Annotated in this window: 19 protein-coding genes; 7 read left to right on the top strand and 12 right to left on the bottom strand. The window is 42.8% G+C overall.

Features of this window, described 5'->3' with window-relative positions; all coding sequences use genetic code 11:
- Positions 1-30 precede the first annotated feature (30 nt).
- Positions 31-1,143, bottom strand: coding sequence for a hypothetical protein (locus M0N77_RS12155; protein WP_353105431.1), 1,113 nt, complete (start codon positions 1,141-1,143; stop codon positions 31-33).
- Positions 1,144-1,579: 436 nt separating this feature from the next.
- Here M0N77_RS12155 and M0N77_RS12150 point away from each other — a divergent pair, with 436 nt between their 5' ends.
- From M0N77_RS12150 to M0N77_RS12135, 4 genes are all read left to right on the top strand, one after another.
- On the top strand, positions 1,580-3,793 hold the full coding sequence (locus M0N77_RS12150; RefSeq protein ID WP_353105430.1) for a M3 family metallopeptidase: 2,214 nt from the start codon (positions 1,580-1,582) through the stop codon (positions 3,791-3,793).
- Positions 3,793-4,050 carry a YheV family putative metal-binding protein gene (locus tag M0N77_RS12145; RefSeq protein WP_353105429.1) on the top strand — a complete coding sequence of 86 codons (258 nt, stop codon included), beginning with the start codon at positions 3,793-3,795 and terminating at the stop codon, positions 4,048-4,050. Before M0N77_RS12150 ends, M0N77_RS12145 begins: the two co-directional genes overlap by 1 nt.
- 115 nt (positions 4,051-4,165) lie before the next feature.
- Positions 4,166-4,738 (top strand): hypothetical protein, encoded by a 573-nt coding sequence (locus M0N77_RS12140; RefSeq protein WP_353105428.1) that lies wholly within the window; start codon positions 4,166-4,168, stop codon positions 4,736-4,738.
- Positions 4,739-4,871: 133 nt separating this feature from the next.
- Positions 4,872-5,177 (top strand): hypothetical protein, encoded by a 306-nt coding sequence (locus tag M0N77_RS12135; protein ID WP_353105427.1) that lies wholly within the window; start codon positions 4,872-4,874, stop codon positions 5,175-5,177.
- On the opposite strand, the gene M0N77_RS12130 is transcribed toward M0N77_RS12135, so the two are convergent.
- A complete protein-coding gene (locus M0N77_RS12130; protein ID WP_353103404.1) occupies positions 5,150-6,031 on the bottom strand; it encodes an IS982 family transposase in 882 nt (293 codons plus the stop codon). The genes M0N77_RS12135 and M0N77_RS12130 overlap by 28 nt on opposite strands.
- A 180-nt stretch (positions 6,032-6,211) precedes the next feature.
- On the opposite strand from M0N77_RS12130, the gene M0N77_RS12125 reads away from it, so the two are divergent.
- Positions 6,212-6,481, top strand: a complete 270-nt coding sequence (locus tag M0N77_RS12125) for a hypothetical protein (protein WP_353105426.1) — start codon at positions 6,212-6,214, stop codon at positions 6,479-6,481.
- A 298-nt stretch (positions 6,482-6,779) separates the two neighbouring features.
- Complete coding sequence (locus tag M0N77_RS12120) at positions 6,780-7,469, top strand: hypothetical protein (protein ID WP_353105425.1); 690 nt, start codon at positions 6,780-6,782, stop codon at positions 7,467-7,469.
- A gap of 102 nt (positions 7,470-7,571) precedes the next feature.
- On the opposite strand, the gene M0N77_RS12115 is transcribed toward M0N77_RS12120, so the two are convergent.
- Positions 7,572-8,495, bottom strand: a complete 924-nt coding sequence (locus tag M0N77_RS12115; RefSeq protein WP_353105424.1) for a glutaminase — start codon at positions 8,493-8,495, stop codon at positions 7,572-7,574.
- 211 nt (positions 8,496-8,706) lie between these two features.
- Between M0N77_RS12115 and rluF the strand changes: the two genes are divergently transcribed.
- Positions 8,707-9,675, top strand: a complete 969-nt coding sequence (gene rluF, locus M0N77_RS12110) for a 23S rRNA pseudouridine(2604) synthase RluF (protein ID WP_353105423.1) — start codon at positions 8,707-8,709, stop codon at positions 9,673-9,675.
- Between the two features lie 88 nt (positions 9,676-9,763).
- Here rluF and M0N77_RS12105 read toward each other — a convergent pair whose 3' ends face one another.
- The 9 genes from M0N77_RS12105 to infB all read right to left on the bottom strand — a co-directional run bounded on the left by M0N77_RS12105 (position 9,764) and on the right by infB (position 19,050).
- Positions 9,764-10,042, bottom strand: a complete 279-nt coding sequence (locus M0N77_RS12105; RefSeq protein WP_353105422.1) for a hypothetical protein — start codon at positions 10,040-10,042, stop codon at positions 9,764-9,766.
- Positions 10,043-10,262: 220 nt separating this feature from the next.
- On the bottom strand, positions 10,263-12,377 hold the full coding sequence (pnp, locus tag M0N77_RS12100) for a polyribonucleotide nucleotidyltransferase (RefSeq protein WP_353105421.1): 2,115 nt from the start codon (positions 12,375-12,377) through the stop codon (positions 10,263-10,265).
- Positions 12,378-12,880: 503 nt separating this feature from the next.
- Positions 12,881-13,147, bottom strand: a complete 267-nt coding sequence (gene rpsO / locus M0N77_RS12095) for a 30S ribosomal protein S15 (protein ID WP_371834205.1) — start codon at positions 13,145-13,147, stop codon at positions 12,881-12,883.
- Between the two features lie 298 nt (positions 13,148-13,445).
- Positions 13,446-13,622: a hypothetical protein gene (locus tag M0N77_RS12090; protein ID WP_353105420.1), complete on the bottom strand. Its 177-nt coding sequence runs from the start codon at positions 13,620-13,622 to the stop codon at positions 13,446-13,448.
- A 61-nt stretch (positions 13,623-13,683) separates the two neighbouring features.
- Entirely contained in the window at positions 13,684-13,845 is a 162-nt protein-coding gene (locus M0N77_RS12085; protein ID WP_353105419.1) for a hypothetical protein, read from the bottom strand.
- Positions 13,846-13,904: 59 nt separating this feature from the next.
- The gene (locus M0N77_RS12080; RefSeq protein ID WP_353105418.1) at positions 13,905-14,432 is read right to left on the bottom strand and encodes a type 1 glutamine amidotransferase domain-containing protein; all 528 of its coding nucleotides are present in this window, start codon (positions 14,430-14,432) and stop codon (positions 13,905-13,907) included.
- A 300-nt stretch (positions 14,433-14,732) separates the two neighbouring features.
- Positions 14,733-15,734, bottom strand: coding sequence for a tRNA pseudouridine(55) synthase TruB (gene truB / locus M0N77_RS12075; protein ID WP_371834204.1), 1,002 nt, complete (start codon positions 15,732-15,734; stop codon positions 14,733-14,735).
- Positions 15,727-16,152 carry a ribosome-binding factor A gene (locus M0N77_RS12070; RefSeq protein ID WP_353105417.1) on the bottom strand — a complete coding sequence of 142 codons (426 nt, stop codon included), beginning with the start codon at positions 16,150-16,152 and terminating at the stop codon, positions 15,727-15,729. The genes truB and M0N77_RS12070 overlap by 8 nt, the downstream gene beginning before the upstream one ends.
- 171 nt (positions 16,153-16,323) lie before the next feature.
- The gene (gene infB / locus M0N77_RS12065) at positions 16,324-19,050 is read right to left on the bottom strand and encodes a translation initiation factor IF-2 (protein WP_353105416.1); all 2,727 of its coding nucleotides are present in this window, start codon (positions 19,048-19,050) and stop codon (positions 16,324-16,326) included.
- Positions 19,051-19,158: the final 108 nt, after the last annotated feature.

Below are 19,158 nucleotides of genomic sequence, written 5' to 3'. Positions count from 1 at the left end.
ATAACTATTCAGAGCTTTATTGGCATCGATTTAGTAGCGAGTCACTAAAGCAATAGGTTGATCTTTACCCATAATCTCTTCTGGTAAGAAGATAACCTCGCCGCCATTATGCATGACATGCTCAATGATAACGCCAATAGCATCATCAGTCACTCCTTCGCCAGTAGCGTCCTCTACTACTGTTAAAGACTGCGCTTTTTCGTCAATTTTGGCTGGCTGAATGTACCAGCGGCGCACATATAAAGTCTCGCCTGCTCCTTGAAAAGCACCACGGTAAACTTCTTGCAAGTCGGTACGTAACATACCCGCGCCGCGAGCTTTATCAATCTCAGCCATTGCTTCTTTGTGAAGCGATGTCCGATAGTCCTCTACTGCTTCTTGAACGCTATCGATAATATGCTGAGCACTACCGTCATCTAAATTGGTGACGTTAGAGACAGTAGCTATAATATTGTCTGGACGGTCGCACACTTCTTTATAATAACCAATATTTTTGGCATCACCAACGATGACTAGTGGCAGCTTATGCTCGCCCCATAGCTCTTGTACGCTCTTATCCACTTGGTTAAAGAACTCTTTTAAATGACTACTCTCGTTATTCGCTGAGCGATCAGAGCCGCCATCACCAGTGGTATATAAGCCATTATTATCTATTGGAAAAGCGATGTTTTCCATGTTGTTTTGTTTGTCATCGTCCTTATCAAATTCTACTACCACACGGTCGTTAGAAGCTTCGATCAAGCGCGCCATGTCACGAGTTAATACGACGGTATAGAAATGTACCGCACTGGCCATATCACGCACTAGGTCGCGAGTAGCGAAACTGTCTGAGATGACCACACGCTCGGTAGTATCAATAGGCATACGTAAAAGTTGTACGTCATCTGTACTAGCAAAAATGGCTAAAGTGTCTAGATTATAATTATGATTTAGCTCTTTAGTTTTTGCATGGATTTGGTCTAAGATAGTGGTAGCCGTATGCTTATCATACTCTTTGATAAGACGATCTTCGGCGACTTTAAGCTGGTTTTTTAAAGCAATAGGATCTTGCTCATTAGCAGGATGCTCGCGGTGGGTTTTGACAAAGATACTTACCGCTGGATTGGCTTTGGTTTCGCGTAAACTCTTAAGCGTCGCTTTCATAAATTATGCTCCTTATTTTATTATCATTAAACTTCTAATCGTGAGTATTGCCTAAATAAAGATAGAAGATTAATCCTTTTTACTCCAAAAATTTTATTTCTATCTGGTTAAAGACATTAGCCTCATCTTCTTTTAATTTAATAGCTATTTTTAATTAGCTCTATTTAGAAGTAGTCTACTATCCCAATTATTGGTATAGAGTGATTGATGGGACAACTATGATGCTAACAATTCCACTCTATAAGCTATATGGTTGCTTTGCAAGCAAATGATAAGGCTTTGTAAGCATTACTGCTAAGATGACATTATTTTGGTTAGCAAACTTAGGTCTGCTGGCTCATAGCTTGTAATCTGAGCAGAACATACCCATCTTTTAGGCAACGATTTTTATAACAAGTTTTTATACAATTTTTCATACTAAATATTGGATATTATTATGACTGCTCTTGCCGAACATTTACGCCTCGTTGATTTTGCTGCCGCAGTGCCTGAGAGCTTGCAAGCAGAAGTGACAGCGGCTATCGAACAAGCTAATCTGTTTTTGGATCAACTGAGCGCTGCTGATAGCTCTGCTACGCCGGACTCTAAAACTAATGATTTGGATGCCACTCAAGCTTTAGCAGATATTATGGCTTTTGATCATCTTAATTTGGCACTCGATCGTAGTTGGGGTGTGCTCTCGCATCTTAATAGTGTCATGAGTAATGATGAGATTCGTCAAGTCCATCATGAGCTGCTGCCTATGCTCTCAGCTTATGGCACCCGTGTCGGTCAGCACCAGCCGCTGTTCAATCGCTATCAAGCTATCGTTAATGATCAAAGCTTTTTTACTAAGCTTGAGCCTGCGCGAGCACGCGCAATTGAGCTGTCGCTACAGCGCTTTGAGCTCTCAGGAGTGGCTTTATCTGAAGAAAAACAACAGCAGTTTGCTACTATTCAAAGTAAGCTCTCGACGCTATCGGCGACTTTTTCTGATAATATTTTGGATGCCACTCAAGCTTATGCGCTGCCTCTTAAAGAAGAGCAATTAGCAGGTTTAACCCAAAGTGGTCTTGGCTTATTAGCGGATGCCGGCGAGCAGTATAAAGCTCGCGCATTAGAGCAAGACACGCTTACACAGACTGAGGTTGAGGCGCTACCGACACCTTACTACGTGGCAACGCTCAATATTCCAGTTTATCTGGCTGTCATGACTCACGCGGATGATCGCAAGCTGCGTGAGACTGTTTATAAGGCTTATGTGACTCGTGCTTCAGAGTTTGATAGTCATACCAATGCGAAAGGTGAGTCGCTGAACAATGCCGATATCATGAGCCAGATTCTAAAACTACGCCAACAAAAAGCGCAGCTGTTAGGCTTTAATAATTATGCTGAGGTGTCCCTCTCTACCAAAATGGCCGACAGCGTGGCTGAGGTCGAAGCTTTTTTACGTAATTTAGCGGTACAGGCGACTCCTGCAGCCAAGCAAGATTTAGCGCAGTTACAAGAGTGCGCTAACGATTGTGGTATAACTGATTTACAGCCTTGGGATAGCGCTTATATCGCTGAAAAGGTTAAGCAAAGCAAGTTTAGTCTGTCGCAAGAAGAGATACGCCCTTATTTCCCTTTGCCTAAGGTCGTTGATGGCTTATTTGCTATTGTTGAGCGCCTTTATGGCATAAAAGTAGTAGCGCAGAATCAGAGCGCTGAGGCTAACGAAGACACTGTCACGCTTTGGCACAATGATGTGCATTTCTATCACTTATTTGATAGCGATGACAGCTTGATTGGCGGCTTTTATTTTGATTTATTTGCTCGCAGTGGTAAGCGTGGCGGCGCATGGATGAGCGGCTTTCAAGCTCGCTATAGTCATGAAAAATTAAACTATAAACAGCTGCCAGTATGCTTTATGGTTGGTAACTTTACCCCAGCGCTCGCAGGCAAGCCTAGCCTACTCACTCATGATGAAGTACTAACCTTATTCCATGAGTTTGGTCATGGTCTGCATCATCTGTTAACGCAAGTAAGCGTTGGTGATGTGGCGGGGGTCAATGGCGTTGAGTGGGATGCTGTTGAATTACCTAGCCAGTTTATGGAAAACTGGGCGTGGGATAGCGAAGGTATCGCGCTTATCAGTAGTCATGTCGAAACCGGCGAGCCTTTGCCGCAAGACAAACTTAACGCTTTACTTGCCGCAAAAAACTTCCAAAGTGGTATGCAGACCTTACGACAAGTTGAGTTTGCCCTATTCGATTTGCTGATCCATGCGCAGACGCCAGCTCCTGATTATCAAGGTATTTTGGCTACTTTAGATGCGGTTCGTAATGATGTCGCTATTATGGACACGCCCGACTATAACCGCTTTGCCAACGGCTTTAGTCATATCTTCGCTGGAGGTTATGCCGCTGGTTATTATTCATACAAATGGGCTGAGTTGTTATCCGCCGATGCCTTTAGTAAATTTGAAGAAGAAGGACTGTTTAATCCTGTTACCGGTAAGGCGTTTCGCGATACCATACTATCTGTAGGCGGTAGTTTGCCTGCCAAGATTAATTTTGAGAACTTCCGTGGTCGTAGCGCCAGTATTGACGCCCTACTTCGTCATAGTGGCTTTGAGAATTTAAACAATCCACAGGCCGCTAATACCCAGATAAAAAACGAGGCTAGCTAATGCGTTATCAATCTGAGCGTCCCAAACGTCGATTCTTAGCCGGAGTGCGCTGTCCTAAATGTCAGGCATTAGACGCGGTAGTACAAGTCAATATATTTACGCCAGAAGCGGATGAATATATCGAATGTACTCAGTGCGATCATAGTGAGCGCCGTCCTGATGCTGATGAGATTAGTGCCAAAAACAACCTTGAAGATCAGCTAGCTCGCGATATTGTGACTACGGGCACTAGTGGTACCGTCAAGTTTAAGCCTTAGAGTCTTCTGTCATTGGGGTTATCTCTTATTACCCTAAGCCTATCAATCGATAGGCTTTTTAGGGGTAGTTTGCTATAGTATAGCTACTTTGCATTTAGCAACCACTGGCACTCGTATGACCTCTTTGAACGCAAATAACCGTAAAAAAAGTCTTAAAAAACATAACGCTAATCAATCACCTTACCGAAAGTGGTTGGTGCTTGTATTAGTGTTACCTATTTTTATCCTTGGTTATCTTATTTCATCGCAGCTCTCCTCCGACACCATTGTCACGCCTGTCACTCACTCGCCAGTGTTAGCAGATCAAGTAACTACGTCTGAGACAAGATCTTTAAAAACTGATGCTGACAGTGCCATTGATAATAGTGCCGTTAATGATGGTACTGTTAACCGTAATGAGACTGAGGACGCTGATGAAGCTAGCACGGTAGCTCCAGTCGATACTACGCAAGCGCTCAAAACACCTAGTCCTAAAACTATTCTTAACGCTCCATTACCTGAGACTAATAGCTTAGCTAAAGAGGAGATTGACCGCTTAGAAGATGAGCGTCAGCGCTTAAAAGAACAAGAAGAGAGGGTAGTAGAACAGCTAGCGATGACTAAGAGCTTGACTCAGATGAAAGCGGAACAAATCGACTTGCTTGAGCAGCAAATTGCCGAACTAGAAGCCAAGCAAGTGGCTCAATAACGCTAAAGCAATCTATGTTTTATTGAACCACAAGCGATGTAGTAGCTATCAGTGGTAGATCTGAGATTATAATTGCAGAGTCTAAATCACTATAATACTTTTTAGCGCCTAAGTCTTGCAGCAATGGAAAATCATGATGGCTACTATTCAGCAAACCCATACGCCTATTTTGAACAGTAACGCGCAAGTGCTTATTTTGCCAGTCAATAGCGCGGGTATGCTTTTAGATCCAGTATTGATGCGCTGCAAGAGCCTTTATGCTGATAACTACCAGCGTTATCATCGAGCCTGTCGTGACGGCAGCCTAATGGCCGGCAGCTGTCTGTTACACAAGCGCCAACGCGAGCAAGCAGGTCTTAGCGCATCTCATAACGGTAATCAGCCCGACTATATTGCTAATTTACCCCACTCTCAACTTGAAATAAGCAAATCAAACTGAAGAGGCGGATTACCAAGTTTTTTGTTGAGTACAAAGCACAGATTGTGTGACAGGATTTTACGAATCAATCGATGAGACAAATGCCATAAATCTCTTGCTCGTACCTTTTGTATATTAAATCGTTCTGATAACTGACCAATGACTGTTTCAACGATACGGCGGGCTTTCATTAGCCGCCTTACCACAGGTTTGGGTCTATCTTCTTTCATATTAGCTCTGAGTGGCGTTTGTAAATCTACTCCTTGAGCGTCGTAGTACGATGTCAGACTCGGGCTGATATACCCTTTATCAGCGCCAAGTAGCCCATGAATATGAGTGGTGATTTCTGGGGCAACCGCTCTTTCATCAACATTGGCAGGAGCAAAGGTAAAGCCTTTAATCATGCCCGATAAGTTAACAAGCAAATGGCCTTCAAAGCCATAGTACCTCTCTTGCTTAGCGGCACAGTAGCTAAAAGCTGCTAAGTCTTGATAATTCTTATGCCGATAAGCGCGTCCATAATGACAGACGGGTATCGGAAAGCCATCCATAAAATGAATGTTGTCACGGCCTTCAATTTGACTGACGTTATCTTGTATCTGCTGTTTGACTTGCCACAGATTGGCGCAGTGCTTTGCGAAGTTAGGGTATGAGCCGATGGCTGGAAACCAGTCTTGCCAATGCTGGGTAAAGTATTGCCAAATTTGTTTGTCTTGATCTAGGTGTAAAAATTCACCGACCATCTCCATGCAAATAACCTCAGGATCACTTAGCTTTGGCGCGTAACCTGCACTTCGCAAGGGTTTGGTGACGACTATTTTGTAATATTGCTCTACCATTAAATAGATATTGATGATAAATTCGTCTATGGACATCTCACAACTCCATTGTATTCTTGGTCGAAAACAATAGATTAGTGAGGTGCTCTTCTTTTTTCAATCACTTTCGAAGTTGAGAGTGGGGTTAATTTAGTAGTATCTAATCATCCTTATCACCCCACTCGTAGCCGCTGGCTAAATGCTGCTCTTGCTGATTTACAGCAGCAGCTACTGCCTTTGATTCGCTATCAAGGCGTGCGCAAAGTTGCTTTGTTAGCCCGTCCGCTACTCTTTGAAAACCCGGCTACTTTATCTGCTCCTTCAGCTAATAGTATAGATAATAAAGCTGATTTGACTAATGATAAGCAAGCGACTGCTCTAGTCAACACCCCTAACCTTATTGTTTTAGATTGGCAATCAATAGTCTTACCGCTAATTAGCAGTCATTTGCAACCGCTGCCTAAACTGCGTGTTGATATCCACTTGCCCAAAAGTGTGGCCATTTAGTTTTTGGAGTAATAGTCCTTTAGGGTAGCAATATGATTTTAGATCATCTATCAACACCATAGATTAAACGGCAATATGCAACGCAATTGTTACCGTTTAAGCATTTGCACCCCATCATGTTTTTTTCTGTAGAGGTTCGACAGTAGATTTATATCCACATATTGATTGAGGAATAGTCTTAGTTTAGTATCTTGTTTAAGTGTACTTCATCTTAATATAGTCATTATAAATATTTACTATTAAAACTATTTATTATTTACCAATGAAATAGTTACAACTTAGTCAAGGAAAATAAATTATGTCAAACAATAATACAAAAAATGAAAATAAATCTTCTGATAATAAAGCCGTAACTGGCGTAGAAGTCGTCAAGGACGATACCGTAGTATTTGAAGACGGCGACTTTGAAGAGTACAACGATAAGCACGATTATGAAGAAGCGACAAAAGACAGCTCTACTAAAGAGAGCTCCGATCAGCAGAGCAAATCAGACGAGGATAAGGCCGCTAAAGAGAAGCACCACGACCAATCTAGCAGTGATAAAGACACTGATCAAGAGCAGAAGTCGACCAAAAAAGACAAGTCAGATGAAGGCAATGAAGAAGACAAATCAGACAAAGAAAAGTCAGACAATAAAAAATCAGATAAACAAACTAAGTCCGATAAAAAAGATAAAGCTAGTAAAAAGGACAACGCTGAGCAAGAGGACAAATCTGGCATCACTATGGCAGGTATCTATCAGTGGGCATCAAAGCTAAAAGACGACTTTAAGTCTGACGCTAGTGGCATGACTCAAGAGGTATCTGAAAAGGCTACTGCCATGATGCTAAGCCGCCTTATCGATGCGGTTGATATGGAATTAGCAGCGTTTGACAAGAGCCTAGAAGTAGCAAAAAATCTAGTCGCTACAGCGGAAGAGAAGCGCAAAGAGATCGCTGCTAAAAAACAGAAGTATCAGGGTATGATTGATAAGTTAGACCGAGAGTAATTATTTTAGTTTATATAAAGTGAGCTAGTTTACGTAGCTATTGATCCACTGCTGAGCGTCTAAAATAGGTGTTTGGTAGTGGATTTTTTATTGGCTGAGGTTTTAATTGGCAAAAACGGACCAGCCTGTTTTTTCTACTAGTAGCTGCAAAGCTTTTGTTCCTAGTTTCGAGTTTCCTACTGGGTTGAGCCCTGGTGACCAAACTGCAATTGAGCCTTTGCCTGGCGCTATGGTCAAAATACCGCCGCCCACCCCACTTTTACCAGGCAGGCCAACCTGATAAGCAAACTCACCAGAGCCATCATAGTGACCGCACATCATCATCAAAGAGTTGATCCGCCGCGACTGCTGCGGTTTGATGACCTTTACCCCAGTGGCTTGATTGATACCGTTAGAGACCAAAAACAGACCCGCGCGAGCCAACTGCTCACAGCTCATCGCTACTGAACACTGATGAAAGTAGATATCTAATATCTCATCTACTTCATGCTCTAGGTTGCCAAAGGATTTCATAAAGTGGGCTAGCGCCGCGTTTCGATCTCTATGCTGCATCTCAGACGCTGCAACTTTGTGATCAAAACCGATCGAATCATCGTCTGACACAGAGCGTACAAATTGCAGAATCTCAGTCATTACGGTTTTTGGCTGACGCCCCATCATAATCGCATCGACTACCGCAATCGCTCCAGCATTAATCAGGGGATTACGCGGCCGACCCGCTTCATACTCAAGTATAGTAATAGAATTAAACGGATCGCCTGATGGCTCACGGCCTACATGCGTCCAAAGCTCGCTGCCCAATTTATTAAGGCCAATAGTTAGAGTGAACACTTTAGAGATGCTTTGTATTGAAAATAGTGTACTGGCGTCTCCTGCGGCATAGACTTGCCCATCAGGAGTGGCGACCGCGATACCGAACTGGCTAGGATCGACGTGAGCAAGCTGTGGAATATAATCCGCCACTTTTCCGCGCTTGGTCTCGATAGCCATTTGCTCGGCAATATCATCTAAAATCTGTTGCATCATGGAGGGTATAACCGTCTTCTTATGGAGTTATTAAGTGCTATTGATTTTAACTCAATAAAAAATAGCGTGGAGAAAATTATATTTTGCTTAACAATGAATTGCTAGCTTTTACCATCTCCATCAAAACAAGCGTTGAATTTCCTATATAATATCAGCTACTTTACTATTGATAACCCCTTTACTTTGTACTTTTTTTAATAAACGGTGCTTTATGTTTAACGCCTCCTCAACTCGTCTAAATAAATACATCAGCGAAAGCGGCATTTGCTCTAGACGAGACGCCGATCGCTTTATTGAACAAGGTAATGTCTACGTCAATGGCAAACGTGCGACAGTCGGCGAGCAAGTGGTTGCTGGAGATACCGTAAAAGTTAATGGTCAGCTCATTGAGCCGCGTGAGCCTGATGATTTTGTTTTTATTGCCCTTAATAAGCCAGTAGGTATCGTCAGTACTACTGAAGCTGCAGAGAAAAATAACATCGTCGATTTTGTTAGACACAGCTTACGCATTTTTCCGATTGGCCGTTTAGATAAAGACTCTCAAGGTCTGATTTTTTTGACCAATAATGGCGATTTGGTTAATAAAGTATTACGTGCTGGCAATAACCATGAAAAAGAGTATTTGGTAACGGTAAATAAACCGATCACCGATAGTTTTATTGAAGGTCTAGCCGGCGGCGTACCTATTTTGGGTAAAATGACCAAAAAATGCCCAGTGACTAAGGTCGCGCCTACTGTCTTTACTATTACCTTAGTACAAGGTTTAAACCGTCAAATTCGGCGTATGTGTGAGCACTTCGGCTATGAAGTGGTAAAGCTTGAGCGTACTCGGATTATGAATGTCAATCTTAAAGGCCTTGCTGTTGGCGACTGGCGCGATTTGACTCAAAAAGAGTTATCAGTTTTGCTAAAATCTATCGAGGACTCTTCTTCAAAAGACAGCGCGCCTGCGAAAAAATCTAATAATAGATCAAGAAAAAGCTCTCGCCCGGGCCATGCTGCAAAATCGACGGATGCAGCGAAAGCAAAGGCTAAACACTCCAAAGACGGTACTAGCAAACCAGCAAACTCTAAAGGTAAAAACAGACGTCCTTTTGCTGATGGTAAGAAATCTGGAGGCAAAAGCAGACCTACTACAAATGGTAAGCGTCCATCAAAATCTCGCGGTTCTAAGCGCTAAGCGGCGTCTTAGCTTGAAGTACAGTAGTTTTAGCTCAGAGTAATCGTAGCTTGAAATCGCAAGCTTTATCTAATCAAATTTTTTTGAGCTAGATATGTTTTTCTGCCATTCTGATAGCCAACTTTAACAAATCATCAGAGGACATCTCTCTTAAAGGTTTATCTGTCTCGTTTTTTAGTATCGCTGGTCGCACTGTAGCTTGCTGAGTCGGCGAGTTATGCTTTTTAGAGTTATCGATATACTCTTGCATTAGCTCACGTATAACTAATGACTTTGTATAGCCGTTTTGTTCTACAGCTTTTTTGAATTCGTCTGCTAACTTTTGATCGCAGCGGATATGGATGGAGGCTTGTTTAGCTTTATTCATAAGTATTTAAACTCCCCGTCTAAAACTCAAAGGTTTGAGCATAGTCATTAGCTTTTAGATTACCACTCTCTTTACTGTAGCAGTTGTCGCCCATTTTGCAACACACTATTTATAGGCTTAAATTATTAGTTTTATAGCTGCATAAAAAAACCGCTTTGAGTGCTATTAACAGCTCAAAGCGGTATTTTTGTTTGTACTAAGCGACGAGAACTACAAGGATTTATTCAGCATTGGTCGCCTGCTCAACACCTTTCATAGTTAGCTTAATACGGCCACGGTTATCCACATCTTGTACGAGTACATTGACCGTTTGACCTTCAGATAGATAATCAGAGACATTCTCGACGCGCTCTTCTGCAATTTGTGAGATATGCACTAAGCCATCGGTGTTTGGCAAGACGTTTACAAACGCCCCAAAGTCAACGATACGCGCAACCGTTCCTTCATAAGTTTTGCCCACTTCAACTTCTGCGGTTAGCGCTTCGATTCTGCCGATAGCCGCTTTAGTCGCGGCTTTATTCTCACCAAAGATACGAATAGTGCCCGCGTCATCGATATCGATAACTGCGCCAGTCTCTTCGGTTAGCTGACGGATCATCGCGCCGCCTTTACCGATCACGTCACGGATTTTGTCAGGATTGATCTCGATGACCGCGTAGTTTGGTGCATGAGCGTTGATCTCAGTACGGCTCTCTGGCAATACTTTATTCATTGCGTCCAAGATATGAATACGACCCGCATGAGCTTGCTTGAGCGCTTGCTCCATGATGTCAGGGGTGATACCTTCGATTTTGATATCCATTTGCAGCGCGGTGATACCGTCTTTAGAACCAGCGACTTTAAAGTCCATATCGCCAAGATGATCTTCATCACCTAAGATGTCTGATAGTACCGCAAAGCGTTCGCCTTCTTTAACTAGACCCATGGCAATACCAGCGACTGGCGCTTTTAGCGGGACACCAGCATCCATCAATGCAAGACTTGCACCGCAAACTGAGGCCATAGACGATGAACCGTTTGACTCTGTGATCTCAGAGACCACACGGATAACATATGGGAAACGTTCGCTATCTGGCAGCATGGCTTGTACACCACGGCGTGCAAGACGACCATGACCGATCTCGCGGCGTTTTGGAATGCCTTCACGGCCGGTCTCACCAACTGAGAAATGCGGGAAGTTGTAATGCAGCATGAAATGATCACGAATCGTACCTGCTAAGGAGTCAATCATATTAACATCGCGAGTATTACCTAAAGTGGTAGTGACTAAAGCTTGGGTCTCACCGCGGGTAAATAATGCTGAACCATGAGTGTACGGTAGTACGCCAACTTGTACGTCTAGCGCGCGTACTGTCTCAAGATCACGGCCATCGATACGCGGTTTACCTGATAAAATATTATCACGCACGGTACGGTATTTAAGCTCGTTGTAGATGTCTTTTAGCTCAGAGACTTTACTATGGTAGTCTTCAGCTTCTGTATCACCTGCTAATGCTTCGATAGCGGCGTCTTTGATTTCATCAAGCTTAGTATAACGATCTTGCTTGTCAGTGATAGTATAAGCATCAGCGACTTGCGCGCCGAATTGCTCTTTCATAGCTTTTTCTAGCGACTTGTCTGCTTTTGGCGCTTCGAATTGCTGCTTAGCCGTACCGACTTCCTCAGCAAGAGAGGCGATGTTATCGATGACGATTTGTTGTTGCTCATGACCATAAAGAACGGCACCTAACATCTGATCTTCTGAAAGCTCAGCGGCTTCTGATTCAACCATCAATACCGCAGATTTAGTACCGGCAACTACTAGATCAAGATCGCTGTCTTTGAGCTGCTCAATAGTTGGGTTCAAGACATATTCGCCACTGATAAAACCAACACGCGCCGCTGCCACCGGACCATTAAATGGCGCATCAGAGATAGCTAGCGCGGCTGAGGCACCGATTAGCGCTGCGATATCAGCATGTTGCGTTTTGTCTGAAGAGACTACGGTTGCCGTGATTTGAATCTCGTTAACATAGCCTTCTGGGAATAACGGACGAATAGGACGGTCAATTAGGCGTGACGTTAAGGTTTCAAACTCACTAGCACGGCCTTCACGTTTGCCATAAGCGCCTGGAATCTTACCAGCGGCGTACATTTTTTCTTGATAGTTTACCGTTAATGGAAAGAAGTTCTGACCTTCTTTGGCCTCAGACTTAACAACAGCGGCAACTAGCACAGAAACGCCGCCCATGTGTACCATGATTGAGTTGGCTTGACGAGCGACTCGGCCGGTCTCTAGGACGACTTGCTGATCGCCGTACTGGAACTCGCGGGTAATCGTATTAAACATTGACATATAAGTTTTTCCTAATAATTTTTAATAAATGACGACACCAGTAATCGCTATAACTATAAATATATCTATAAAAAAGTAGCTATAAAATTATCGATTATCGCTCATTAAGATGTTAACTAAATAATTTGGCGTATGAGGCTTCTAACTAGATGATGACAATGATCATCATAGTTTGCCACCCTACTTAAAGTTACTGCTTTGCAAGCTAGTACGCTTACTAAAATGACTTTATTACTTTTGCTTCTATGCAAATTTTATAATGCTAATGACCCCTATAACACTACGATATTTATAGGATTTAAGAGCAACGACGCGTAACCTTCATAGCATTTTTAAACTTAAAACACTGAGTCATTTTACAGGGATTTTTAGCCCTTGACCAATTAAATGCAAAACCTATAACGGCAGCCATAAAAAAAACGGTGTGAAACTATTCCACACCGTTTTTGTACTACCTGACTATTAGCTTATCACGCCTATATAGCATATCGATATAAACTAAATTAACGACGTAGGCCTAACTGGCTGATCAAAGTAGAATAACGACCAAGATCTTTACCTTTTAGGTAATCAAGCAATTTACGACGAGTATTAACCATACGGATTAGACCGCGGCGGCTATGGTGATCGCCTTTGTGCTCTTTGAAATGGTTTTGTAAATCATTGATACGAGCGCTCAATAGAGCAACTTGTACTTCTGGTGAACCAGTGTCATTTTCGCCACGTTGGTATTGAGCGATGATTTGTTCGCGATCGGTATTGGTTAGCATAATTCTCTCCAGCAATGCTAAAAGTAATATAAATTAGGCAATAAAGTTGCTTAACCATAAAACATTAGGATAAATAAAATAGCTTATTAATCATTCAGGGCAACCCTGCATTACTAGAGAGGTCCTATTGATTAATAAACTCAGTTTGTTAGTTCAGTACACGATTCTTATAGTCATAAAATCATAAGTAAACGCCTAGCAAAACTTGGCGCTAGTATAACAAAAAACTGTCCAACTAACAGCAATTATTCGCCGTAATTGGAACAGTTTATCTCTAAAAGTTAGCTTTTAAAGATAGCTATTTATCATTTAGATCTTCATCTTTGACAGTTCCGCCTAAAGCATCATTGTCTAAAGGAGCAGTAGTTGCCTCAGCTAAGCTATCAGGCGTCACATCTTCGCTCGGATTAATATCATTAGCTAGTGCTTCAATCTTTTCTTCTTCTTTGTCCATTTTTTTAGCAGACTTATCCATAAGGTCTCCTTATTAAGAATATTATCTTTAGCGGCTAAATATGTTGCTTATTAGACAAGCATTACTTATCTTTTTTAGCTTCTTTTAAGTTACCAGCGAGACGATCTGCAGCTTGCTCGCTATCTTCAGTATGGTTATCTTCAGTTTGACTTTTTAGAGCCGCTTCTGCCGATTCTGAACGTTGCTGCTCAAGCTTAGTATCATTTGGATTAGGCTGTGTCATAGTATTTTCCTTTTTGTTTTAGTAATTGTTATTTTTAAAATTAATAAATCATTTATCTATTAATTAGATAGTGCTTTGTCAATGGCATCAACAAAATTGTCGATATCATCAGGGTTACGCGAAGTAATTAGGTTGCCATCAACTTGTACTGTCTTGTCCACATAAGTAGCTCCTGCATTTTCTAAATCGGTTTGCAGCGAGTGATAAGCCGTAAGTGTTTTTCCTTTAGCTATGCCAGTATTGATAAGTGCCCAAGGTGCATGGCAAATAACCGCTAATATCTTATCAGCGTCATTGGCAGCTTTGATAATTTTATGTGCATCGGTATTACCACGAATGGTATCGGCATTAACTGTACCACCGGGTAGTACTAGCGCATCATAATCTTCAATATTAGCTTCTTTAGCAAACATATCAGCATTGAAGGTATCGCCTTTATTAACATCTTGCTGCATAGCTTGTACTTGCTTTTCGTCATTGGTGGTTATTAAGACTGTCTTATACCCTTTATCTTCAAGCTTGTTTTTGACTTCTTCGTACTCTGCCTGTTCAAAATTATTGTGTAATAAAAATGCGATAGTTTTCATTGGTACCTCTTATTATCAGTAGATATTTATTTTCGATGATCTAACTTCAAAACAAGTTATTTTATAATTATTGTTTTTATTGTTATTTTAATTATTGATCCTTTATTTCCATTTTCGATTATATTTATTTTTATGAATTATTATTTTTATTATTGAGTCATAATCTTTCTTGACTAATACTTACGTAAGCTTTACTTAGCTCACTCAATTACTGTATAAAAAAAGCAGGCATCGTTATAGTTGATACCTGCAATGAAATGTATGAGTATGTGATTAATGTAATTCGCTGGTAACTGCGTATCAGGACGAAAGTATTATCATTTTTTTGGGTTGCAAGCGTCCATTAAGACTAATCGCCCCTAAACCTATAAAGTTACCTTGCTCATTGACTAGTCTGATATCTACTGGTAGCTCATGATCTGGAGTGGGATCATCGACACTTTTAGATAAGTTATTAGCGATATAGTGTTGCAAAGACTCATCTATTTGCTCTATAACGTTTAAGCGCTGACCTAAACGCAAACGCTCGCATTGTTCAGCCGAAAGCATTAGTTCAGCATCGATATCTATACAAGCATCTACCGCTAATAACTGCTCAAAGCGCTGCTCTAATGACAAACTCTCTAAATGAGCGATATCGATAGCATTATCAATAGTGAACTTACCAACTTGTATACGGCGTAGCGCTGTTAGATGCCCTAACGTATCTAATGCTTTGGCAATATCTTCACCCAATACTCGCACATAGGTGCCTTTACTACAGGTCACGCTCAGCTCAATGGTATCAGTAGCTACTTTACTCAAAGTCAGCGCCTTTATAACTATATCACGGGCTGGACGCTCAATCTCGATACCAGCGCGAGCATATTCATAGAGTTTTTTGCCGTCTTTTTTCAGCGCGGAATACATCGGCGGAATTTGCTTTTGTGCGCCCACAAACTGCTCAGCAATACTGGCTAGGAGGACATTATCAAAATCAGCAATAGGCGCTTGGGCGATAACTTGACCTTCAGCATCACCAGTATCGGTTTGTTGACCAAGGGATATCAGCGCTTGATAAGACTTGTCCGCACCGAGCTGATAATGACTAAACTTCGTCGCTTCCCCAAGACAAATAGGTAGCAAACCAGTGGCCATCGGATCAAGTGTTCCGGTATGACCTGCTTTTTTGCTGTCATGTATAGGCGACTGAAATAAGTACTTTACCTTAGAGACCACTTGCTGCGAGGTCATACCTTGCGGTTTATCAACTAACAGCACACCGGAGACTTTTTGTTTGGTCGCTGCCTTTTTATTAGTCATTTTCTTGGCTTTCAATGTTGTCAATGTTATCAAGATCGTCTTCGTTTTGTTCAGTCTTGGTGACGGCTTGACTGATCAGATCCATCATGTAATTGCCGCGAGCGGTCACTTCATCATAATGAAAGCGCAGGCGCGGGGTGGTACGCGTTTTGAGAATATGGCTTAGCTCAGTGCGCAAAAACCCAGCAGCTTTATTAAGCACTTTGATGCTCTCTTCATGATTGGTCTTGGTCATCGTGTCATTGAGCTCAGGCTCCATGATAGTGACATAGATATCAGCGTAGCCCAAGTCAGAGCTGACTTTGACACTGGAGATAGTGACAAAGCCAGTCAAGCGTGGATCGTTTACTTCGTCACGAATGAGTACCGCAAGCTCACGTTGAATCTGATCGGATAGGCGTTGTAGACGTTGATTCATAATACTTTCCTAATTTTAAATTTTATGGTTATTTTCTATATTTTGATATATCTATCAATAAATGCAGTAAAAAAGGCCTAGCAGGATGAACCTGTTAGGCCTGGTAACTGCTTATGAATGCTCTAACTCAAACAACTTGGACTGTCATTTAAACTAAAGATAGCTAGTAGCTTAGATTGTGCGCTCGAATTCTTGAATCTCGAAGACTTCAATCTTATCGCCTGCTTCTACGTCATAGCCGCGAACCGCAAGGCCACATTCCATACCAGTACGCACTTCATTGACGTCTTCTTTGTAGCGGCGCAGTGATTGCAACTGTCCGGTAAAGATAACTTGGTCGTCACGTAGGACACGGATTGGCTTGTTACGATAAATCGTGCCTTCAACAACCATACAACCAGCAGCAGCACCAAACTTACTAGAGCGGAATACTTCGCGTACCTCAGCAACACCCAAGATCTTCTCACGATGCTCCGGTGCTAATAACCCGCTCATTGCCGCTTTGACATCATCGATCAGGCCATAGATGACACTGTAATAACGAATGTCCATGTTAGCAGCATCCGCTTTACGGCGGGCAGTAGCATCGGCACGGACGTTGAAGCCTAATAATACCGCTTCGCTTGATTCAGCAAGGGTCACATCAGACTCTGAAATTGGACCGACGCCTGAGCTGATCACTCTGACTTTGACTTCATCAGTAGATAAGTCACTTAATGCCGATAACAACGCTTCGAGCGAACCACGAACGTCTGTTTTTAAGACAATGTTTAAGAAGGACACATCGCCCTGTCCCATTTGCTCAAACATGCTCTCTAGACGCATCTTATTCTGACGCTCAAGTTGCTGTTCACGCTCACGGTTTGCTCTAAAGTCAGCGACTTCACGAGCTTTTTTCTCGTCACTTACCACTAAGAACTCGCTACCAGCAGCTGGCGTATCTGGCAGGCCTAAGATCTCAACTGGAATCGATGGACCAGCTGACTTCACGCGCTGACCATTTTCATCAGTGATAGCACGAACTTTACCGTAGTATTCGCCCGCTAGCACTAAGTCGCCTTGTTTTAGCGTGCCTTTTTTGACTAGTACACTAACAACTGGGCCGCGACCTTTTTCAAGCTTCGACTCAATGACTACCCCTTGAGCGGCACCGTCTAATGGCGCTTCTAGCTCCATTAGCTCAGCAGTCAAGCTAATATATTCTAATAGCTCGTCAATACCTTCGCCAGTTTTGGCTGAGATACGTGCCATCGGGGTATCGCCGCCCCACTCTTCTGAAACCACCTCTTTAGTGGTCAACTCATTCAATACTCTATCAGGATCGGCGCTTGGCTTATCCATTTTATTGATAGCAACAATCAAAGGCGTACCAGCAGCGCGAGCATGATCGATAGCTTCTGCAGTTTGCGGCATCATACCATCATCAGCGGCGACAACTAATACCACGATATCAGTCGCTTGCGCGCCACGTGAACGCATGGCACTAAAGGCGGCGTGACCTGGAGTATCAAGGAAAGTAATCACTCCGCGCTCAGTCTTCACATGATAGGCACCGATATGCTGAGTGATACCACCCGCCTCGCCAGTAGCGACTTTGGTTTCGCGAATTTTATCAAGTAATGAGGTCTTACCATGATCGACGTGACCCATGATAGTGACAACCGGTGGACGCGCCTGTACGTTACTACTACGCTCATCAACCGCATCATGTAGATCATCTTCAACTTTAGTATCACTGACTAGCACAGGGTTGTGACCCATCTCTTCAACGATAAGACTAGCGGTTGCTTGATCAATAGTGTCAGACTCTGACGCCATCTCACCCATTTTCATAAGTAACTTGGTCACTTCACGAGCTTTGACCGCCATACGCTGAGCTAAATCGGCTACAGCGATTTGCTCGCCAATCTCGACATCATAAATGATTTTTTCAACAGGCTTTTCAAACTTATGCTGACCGGCCTGTGCTGAGCGTAAACCGTTTTTGCGGTTCTTGATCTCACGCTCTTCTTGGTTTTTGCGGCGACGACCACGAGCGCCAGTACTATTAGCACCGCGTTTGATCTCGCGACGCTCTTTTTCAAACGATTCCTCTAGCGCGTCTCCGACTAGGCCTTCGGCTAATGGCTCATCTTTACGAACTTCAGCGACAGGCTCACGATCGGTATATTTACCTGCCATTTTGCGCATCTGCTCAAGCGTACGTTTCTGCGCTTCTTCTGCTTGCTTACGGCGAGTTTCAGCTTCGATCTCACGTAGACGAGCTTCCTCGATCTCGCGAGCTTCACGAGCTTTACGCTCAGCCGCGCTCTCCACTTTTGGCTTAGTAGCAGCAACTTTCTTTTTCTCTTTTTCTTTGGGCTTAACTTCAACGGCTGCTTTACCGCCTTTTTTGACGACTACTGAGGCTGCTACGTCTTCGTTTTTACCGCTTGAGCTTTTGTTGGAGCCTAAGCTTGCACGCATAGCAGCTAGTGTGGCCGCTTGACGCTCTTCAGCTTTTTTCTTAGCCGCTTCGCGCTCTTCAGCTTCTTTAGCGGCTCGAGCTTGCGCCTCGATCATCGCTTGTTCACGTGCGGCTAACTCTTCGGCCATCTTTTGTGGATCAGGCTTCTCGAATACTTTTTTCTTACGCACTTCAACATTGACGCTCTTAGATTTACCTGAAGAGCCAGTCACGCGAGCAGTACTAGTCGTTTTAGATTTTAAACTAATACGGCGTTTTTCTTGCTGACCATGACTTTGTTTTAAGTATGCCACCAACTTCTCTTGCTCAAGTTCGGTGACTGAGTCATCCTCCCCGCGAGCAGGTAGCCCAGCATCCTGCAATTGCTGCTGTACAGCACTAGCGGTTTTGCCTACCATTTCTGCCAGTTCTTTGACGGTCTTATCTGCCATTGATTATCACCTACTGTCTATTATTTGCTATATGTTCAATTCAGTTGTTGGCTACAAATGATTGCGCTTAGGCTGGTTTTGGTTTTTATATCATAGCCAGCCTTTAAT

It is taken from the genome of Psychrobacter sp. AH5 (assembly GCF_040371085.1).
Classification (GTDB): Bacteria; Pseudomonadota; Gammaproteobacteria; order Pseudomonadales; family Moraxellaceae; genus Psychrobacter.
Note: the sequence above shows the minus strand (reverse complement) of the source record. Positions and strands in the feature narration are given on the sequence as shown.